Origin of the sequence: Rhizobium sp. 25PS6 (assembly GCF_032464655.1) — a bacterium.
Classification (GTDB): domain Bacteria; phylum Pseudomonadota; class Alphaproteobacteria; order Rhizobiales; family Rhizobiaceae; genus Rhizobium; species Rhizobium laguerreae.
Genome location: NZ_JAWDIV010000027.1, coordinates 97376 through 104210 on the forward strand (window position 1 = coordinate 97376; position 6835 = coordinate 104210).

At 61.2% G+C, this 6835-nt stretch carries 6 protein-coding genes; all 6 read right to left on the reverse strand.

Translation table 11 applies throughout. The features are described from left to right. Positions 1-20: 20 nt before the first annotated feature. Positions 21-1943, reverse strand: coding sequence for a glycoside hydrolase family 127 protein (locus RWK44_RS30715; protein ID WP_316029888.1), 1923 nt, complete (start codon positions 1941-1943; stop codon positions 21-23). Positions 1944-1963: 20 nt separating this feature from the next. Next, complete coding sequence (locus tag RWK44_RS30720) at positions 1964-2827, reverse strand: carbohydrate ABC transporter permease (protein ID WP_072640387.1); 864 nt, start codon at positions 2825-2827, stop codon at positions 1964-1966. Then, positions 2824-3741, reverse strand: a complete 918-nt coding sequence (locus tag RWK44_RS30725) for a carbohydrate ABC transporter permease (protein WP_316029889.1) — start codon at positions 3739-3741, stop codon at positions 2824-2826. The genes RWK44_RS30720 and RWK44_RS30725 overlap by 4 nt, the downstream gene beginning before the upstream one ends. 75 nt (positions 3742-3816) lie before the next feature. Further along, positions 3817-5055, reverse strand: a complete 1239-nt coding sequence (locus tag RWK44_RS30730; protein WP_017962338.1) for an ABC transporter substrate-binding protein — start codon at positions 5053-5055, stop codon at positions 3817-3819. Positions 5056-5124: 69 nt separating this feature from the next. Beyond that, complete coding sequence (locus tag RWK44_RS30735; RefSeq protein WP_168344750.1) at positions 5125-6087, reverse strand: LacI family DNA-binding transcriptional regulator; 963 nt, start codon at positions 6085-6087, stop codon at positions 5125-5127. Between the two features lie 360 nt (positions 6088-6447). After that, positions 6448-6835, reverse strand: a 388-nt coding sequence (locus tag RWK44_RS30740; protein ID WP_316029537.1) for an aminotransferase class I/II-fold pyridoxal phosphate-dependent enzyme, incomplete at its 5' end; no start/stop codon positions are given.

Consider the following 6835-nt stretch of genomic DNA (forward strand, 5'->3'; position numbering starts at 1 on the left):
TTCGTCATCCCCAAAAAGACCTATCTGTCCGACTGGACCCAGACGAGCATCTCTCCGGGCGCGCGGTTGTCCCAGAGATGATAGGGCACGAAACGTGCGGTGGCGACCTGCCTTTCGGCCGGCGCCTTGCGGTAAAGCGCTGTTCCCCAGTTCGATGTTTCCTCGCGCTCGACCTTGAGATCGAGGGCGACGGCATCATTGAGATCCTTCAGCACGACGGTTTCGGCCGCCGGGAGTTCGCGGGGCAGGACGATCGCGTTGAGGTCTTCGCCGTTGTCCGTGGTTTCCAGACAATAGACCAGCGGGCCGCGCATCAATGCGACGCGACCGGCATCCTGGCGCACCTTCGGGTTGGCATATTGCGGCCGAAGCGCCAGCGGCAGGTAGAGAGCGACACGATCACCCGCGGCCCACTCGCGATCGATTCTGGCATATCCGTCCCGCATATTGGCGTTGAGATCCAGCATCTCTCCATTGACGCTGAGGGTTGCGCCTTCGGCCCAGTCGGGAATGCGCAGCGACAGCGCAAAGCGCGCCGGTTTTTCCAGCCTGGTGGTAAAGGCGACGGCACCTTCCCACGGATAATTGGTGGTCTGCTCGAGTTCGACCTCGGCGCCGTTGGCCAGCTTCAGCCGCGCGGTGCTTTCGCCATAGAGGTGCACGGCGATCTCGTTGTCGGAAACGGCGTACATGTAGGAGCCGATCGAGGTCACCAGCCGGGCGATGTTCGGCGGGCAGCAGGGGCAATGGTGCCACTTCCACCGGTGGTGCTTGCCGGCACTTTCGAGCGGATTGTCGTAGAAGAATGTCTTGCCGTCGGTCGAAAGCCCCGGCAGCGCGCCATTGTAAAGCGCCTGCTCCATGATGTCGGCATAGCGTCGATCCGGACCGCGGCCGAGCATGCGGCTTGCCCAGAACACCAGGCCGACCGAGGCGCAGGTCTCCGCATAGGCGGTATCGTTCGGCAGATCGAAATAATCGGTGAAACCTTCGTTGGACGCCGCCGGCCCGATACCGCCGGTGATATACATCTGCTTGGTCGTCAGATCGCCCCAAAGCGTTTCCAGCGCTGCCGTCAGGCTGTCGTCCTTGTATTCGGTGGCGATGTCGGCCATGCCCGAATAGAGGTACATGGCGCGCACGGCGTGACCGACGACCTTTGCCTGCGCGCGCACCGGCTGGTGCGCCTGCGCATATTCATAGGTTTTCTGGTGGTACTCGGAGACATCGCGCCCATCGCGGCTTGCCTCGGCGGTGAAGAAATGCGGTTCGGTGCCGCGTTCGTCGATGAAGTATTTCGATAGCTCGAGATATTTCTTCTCTCCCGTCACGCGGGCGAGCTTGACCAGCGCCAGCTCAACTTCCTCATGGCCGCAATAGCCTGGTATCTGGCCTTCGCCGTGACCGAAAATCTTGATCATGTAATCGGCATAGCGGCACATGATGTCGAGCAGCTTGCGTTTGCCGGTCGCCTGATAATAGGCGACCGCGGCTTCCATGAGATGGCCGGCGCAATAGAGTTCGTGATGGTCGCGCAGATTGGTCCAGCGGCGGTTCGGCTCGACGCGCTGGAACCAAGCGTTCAGATAACCGTCCTCGTCCTGCAGCTTCTCATACATGTCGATGATCTCGTCGGCGCGCGCCTCGAGCTTCGGGTTCGGCCGGCGATAGAGCGAATAGGCGATCGTTTCGATCGACTTGCCGAGGTCGGAATCCCAGAACATCTGCGTCGTGCCGCCCCATGGCTGAATGGGAATGACGACCCCGGGGCTCGGCTGACTGACATCGATCGCCTTGAGCATGCCGGCCTCGACGCAGCGGTCGAGCAGGGTCTCGGCAGTGGAATTGCAGACAGCGTCCTGCCATTTGCCCCAGAAGCCGCCGAGCTCCACATCGGGAACGGCGACGGGACGAAACTGGCGGTCGTTGCTTGGTTTGTTCATGGGTTCCACTTTCTCTAAGATCATTTCACCGCGCCGGCCATCAGCCCGCGCATGTAGTAGCGTTGCAGGAGCAGGAAGACGATCAGGCAGGGGATCGTCATGACGACGACACCGGCCTGGACCGCTCCCCAATTGATGGCGCCGAGCCGTCCGGCGCGAACCGCCGTCATCAGCACCGGCAGGGTGTATTTCTCATTGCTGGAGAGCAGCACGAGTGCGGCGAGAAACTCGTTCCAGGCATTGAGGAAGGCAAAGATCGCCACCGTCGCCACACCGGGAAGCACCAGCGGCAGAAGAACCCGCACCAGAAGCCTGAGGTCACGCGCCCCGTCGATGCGCGCGGCCTCTTCGATCTCCTTCGGCACGGCGTCGAAGGCGTTGCGCATCATGAACACCGAGAAGGGCAGTTGCAGCGTTACATAGACGAGCGTCAGCCCAAGCAGCGAATTGTTGAGGCCGAGCTTTGCAAGGATGATGAAGAGCGGCGTCAGGATCGATTGGAACGGGATCATCAGCGTCGCGATGATCAGCACGAAAAGCGCATTCTTCATCGGGAACCGGTAGCGCGAGAAACCGTAGCCGGCGAGCAGGCTGACGGCGACGGTCAGCACCACGGTGGCGACCGAAACGAACAGCGAATTGATCATGTGCCGCCAGATGCCGGCGCCGAACGTATCGAGCAGCGCGTAAGAATCGATGCTTACGCCTGAGGTCGGCCACGGCGGCAAGGGTGGCAGGCTGGCCTCCGTGCCATGCCGGAAGGACGACAACAGCGTGATCACGAAGGGGGCGAGAAAGAAGATCGAGATAGCGATGCCGGTCAGATGATAGGCCGACTTTGTCCGAATGGCCTTGCGGGCGCGGCGTTCCCTTGACGTGGTCATGAGCGCTCCTCCCCGACGCGAAGCAGCCAGAGCTGCACGATGCTGATCGCCACCAGGATGGCGAGAAGCACGATCGACAGTGCTGCGCCATAGCCGAGATTGAACGACACGAAGGACTGATTGAAGATGTAGTAGACCACCGAGATCATCTTGTTCTGCGGTCCGCCTGACGTCATGATGTAGAACTGGTCGAAGGCGAGGATCGAACCGGTGACGGAGACGATCAGCGCCAGCGCGATCGTCTTGCGCATCAGCGGCAGCGTCAGATGCCGGAAACACTGCCAGCGGCCGGCGCCGTCGATGCGGGCGGCCTCCGTCAGCTCGGACGGAATGGCCTGAAGCCCGGTCAGGAGAATGATCATGGTGAAGCCGGCGATCTTCCAGACGACCATCACCACGATCGTCAGAAAGGCGGTGTCGAAAGTTGCAAGCAGATTGGGGCTCTTTTCGACAAGGCCGAGCGCCTTCAAGGCCGGGCCGATGAAGCCGCTATCGACATTGGCAAGCCAGACCCAGAGCAGCGAGGCTGTGGCAAGGCCGACCACGACGGGCAGGAAGATGATCGTGCGGTAGGCGCCGACGAACTGCCGTTCCTTTTCGACGAAGATCGCCAGCGGAAAGGCGATCGCGAAGATCGCGATGGTGACGATCACGGTATAATAGGCCGTGAAATTCAGCGCCGTCATGAAACGGGTGTCGTTGGCCATGCGAAAATAATTGTTGAAACCGATCCAGCGTGACCCCCCCATCAGCGGCCAGTTATGCAGGCTCATCCATCCGGTGAAGAGAACCGGCATGATGAAGAAGACGATGACCAGCGCCATGGCCGGCGCGATGTAGACGAGGCCGCGCCAGTTCGATCTGCGCCGTCGCCTGCGTCGAGGCAATAGAATCTCTGAACCGGAACCGGTCATCAAAACGCTCCGTATCTGTCGAGTGAAATTGGCCGGGAAGCTGCCACCGCTCCCCGGCCGCGGCCGAGGGAGAGTTTACTGGCCGCTATCGATGATCGATTGCATTTCCGATTGCGCACTCGAAAACGCGCCGTCGACGTCGTCGCCGAAGATCGCGGCGTTGGTGAAGCTGGCCCATGGCCCGTTAGCGCTGTTGATCAGGTCGTTGAACTGCAACGTATAGGGGGTCTTGGCCACACCGATTGCCTTCAGGCCGACCTGCATGCGTGGATCGAGGCCCTCAAGCACCTTGTCGGCGATATCGCCGCGCGTTGGCAGGCTGCCATACTTCGCCATGATCTTCTGGCCGTCCATCGAATACACATATTCGAGGAACTCCTTCACCGCGTCGATCTTCTTCGTGCCCTTGGTGATGACGAAGTTGTCGCCGCCGGCAAAGGACGAAGGCTTCCCGTCGACGCCAGGAATGAGGGTCACGCCAAAGTTGATATCGGGATGCTCGGTCACCAGCGTGCCGATGGCAAAGGCGCCAAGGCTCTGCTGGCCGATCTTGCCGTTGGTGAAGGTCAGGAAGTTGGCGCCGTTGTCGCTGGCGGCTCCCGCCGGCACGAGGTCCTTCTTGATCATGTTGCGGTAGATATCGACGGCCTTGCGCATCTGAGGCGTATCGAGAGTCGCCGTCTTGCTGTCGGCCGACAGGATATCCGCGCCCGCACCCCAGACCAGCGGCGTGAAGGTGAAGATCATGCAGCCGCCGCAGCCGCCGCCGGAGAAATAGAAGCCGTAGGTATCGTCACCCAGCGCCCGGATCTTCTCGGCATTGGCGGTAATTTCGTCCCAATTCGCCGGTGCCTTTTCCGGGTCGAGACCGGCCTTCTTGTAGAGATCCTTGTTCCAGGCAAAGACGGAGGTCTCGACTGAAAGCGGCAGGCCGTAAATCCGATCCTGATAGGTGCCGAGGCGAACATGCGATGGCGAAAGCGAGTTGAAATAGGGCAGAGACTTTGCCCAGTCCGTCAGGTCTTCCAGCTGGCCGGCCGCGGCAAAGGCAGGGTTATAGATGAGATCCATCGACAGCGCGTCCGGCGCCTGTCCGCCGGCGATCGCCGTCGCATATTTCTGCACGAGCTCGGAGAACGGCACCTCGGTCATCACGACCTTGTTCTCGTGACCGGAATTATAGGCTTCGACGACCTTCTTGAAGGCGTCGCCGATCCCCGAGCGAACCCACATTTCGACATTTTCGGCAGCCGACGCGGCCGACACCAGACATAAGGTAGCGATGCTGGTCGCCGCCAAAAGACGCTTGATCATGACACTCCTCCCGATATGGCGCATCTCCTCGCGCCTTTGCTCATTCTCTTGTTCTCATCCCCGGGGGCTTTACCCCCCGCATGACTGCCGGACGATCAGCCGGCACGGCAATTTCCTCACTCCCGGTTCGACAGGCCGTCCTTCCGCAAGCGCGAGCACCGTCAAACCGGCTTGCCGCCCGAGTTCCTTCAGTTCCATGTCCACCGTCGTCAGCGGCGGCCGCGTCTGGGCCGCGACAATCTCCCAATTGTCGAAGCCGATGACCGAGACGTCCTGCGGCACCTTGACGCCGCGCTCGCGCAACGCATCCACCGCGCCGCGGGCGATCTGGTCATTGCCGCAGAAGAGCGCATCCGGTTTTTCTCCCGGTCTCTTCCAAAGCTGCTCGACCGCCTCATGCCCCCAGCTTTCCGACCAGACGCCGTAGAGCACCGGCTCGCGGTGACCGGCCACCTCGTGATAGGCGCCGGCACGCTCCCGCACCGAGAAGAACTCCTCCGGCCCGGTGATGTGCGCAATCCGCCGCCGTCCGATCTTCACGAGCCATTCCACCGCCAGTCTCGCACCCTGTTCGTCGTCCGACCGGAAGGTGACACTGTTCTGCGCCCCCTCCGTAAATGCGTAGACGACAGGCACATGCAAATTCGACAGATCGACAGGCAGGCGCCGATCCAGGCGTTTTCCAGTTGCGATAATGCCGTCGACCTGTTTGTCCAGCATCGCATCGACATGGATCTGGGCGAGCGCCGGATCGTCTTCGATGGCGCACAGGAAGACCGAAACGCCGTGATCGACGAGAGCATCCGAGATACCCGCCATGACAGGCAGCGTGAAACGGCCGTAAGTATCGTTCGTCAGCAGCCCGATGGTGAAGCTGCGCTTGCTGAGAAGACCTCTCGCCAGCGCGTTCGGCCGGTATCCGATCTCGGCGGCTATCCGTTTCACCCGTTCGCGCGTTTCCGACCCCATCCGACCCGTATCATTGAGAGCCTTCGACGCCGTCGAGATGCTCACCGCGGCAGCCGCCGCCACCTCGTGGATGGTGATCCTGCCTCTTTTTCCTCCCGATATGTTCAGAACGTCCTCCTTCTGAAGTGATCTGAGAAAAGCTTTTACCAATCTCTATGTCAAGTGAGAAAAGGTTTTCTCACGCGACCCCAAGGCTCGGATCGTCAACGCAGTTTGCGGGAGGGGCAAGCGCGGGGAAAGATCGATGCGCATCGGTCAGGCCGATTGCGATGTGCCATCGGTGTTGAGACCAAGCGTGGAGCGGATGATCTTGGACGGGCAAGGGAGGTCTGCTGCGGCGTCTTGCGGGAGCAAGACCGATCGCTGTCAGAGCCTCCAGTGGAGGCCCTGAATTACGGTTCGAACCGAGCGATCATCGAAAAATCAGGCGACGTGTCTTGCGAGCGCGCAACGCGACCAGAGCGAATGCAGCGCCTCGACCAGATGGGCGATATCGGCGTCGGAATGCAGCGGCGTCGGCGTGATGCGCAGGCGCTCCGTCTTCTTCGGCACTGTCGGATAGTTGATCGGCTGAACGTAGACGCCGCAATTGTCGAGCAGCAGATCGGAGATCCACTTGCACTTGGCCGCATCGCCGACCAGCACCGGCACGATATGGCTCGGATTGGGCATATGCGGAATGCCACGCTGGTCGAGCAGTGCTCTCAGCTTGCGGACACGGTCCTGATGGCGGGCGCGCTCGAACTGGCTGACCTTCAGGTGCTGGATCGAGGCAACCGCGCCGGCAGCAAGTGCCGGCGGCAGCGCCGTG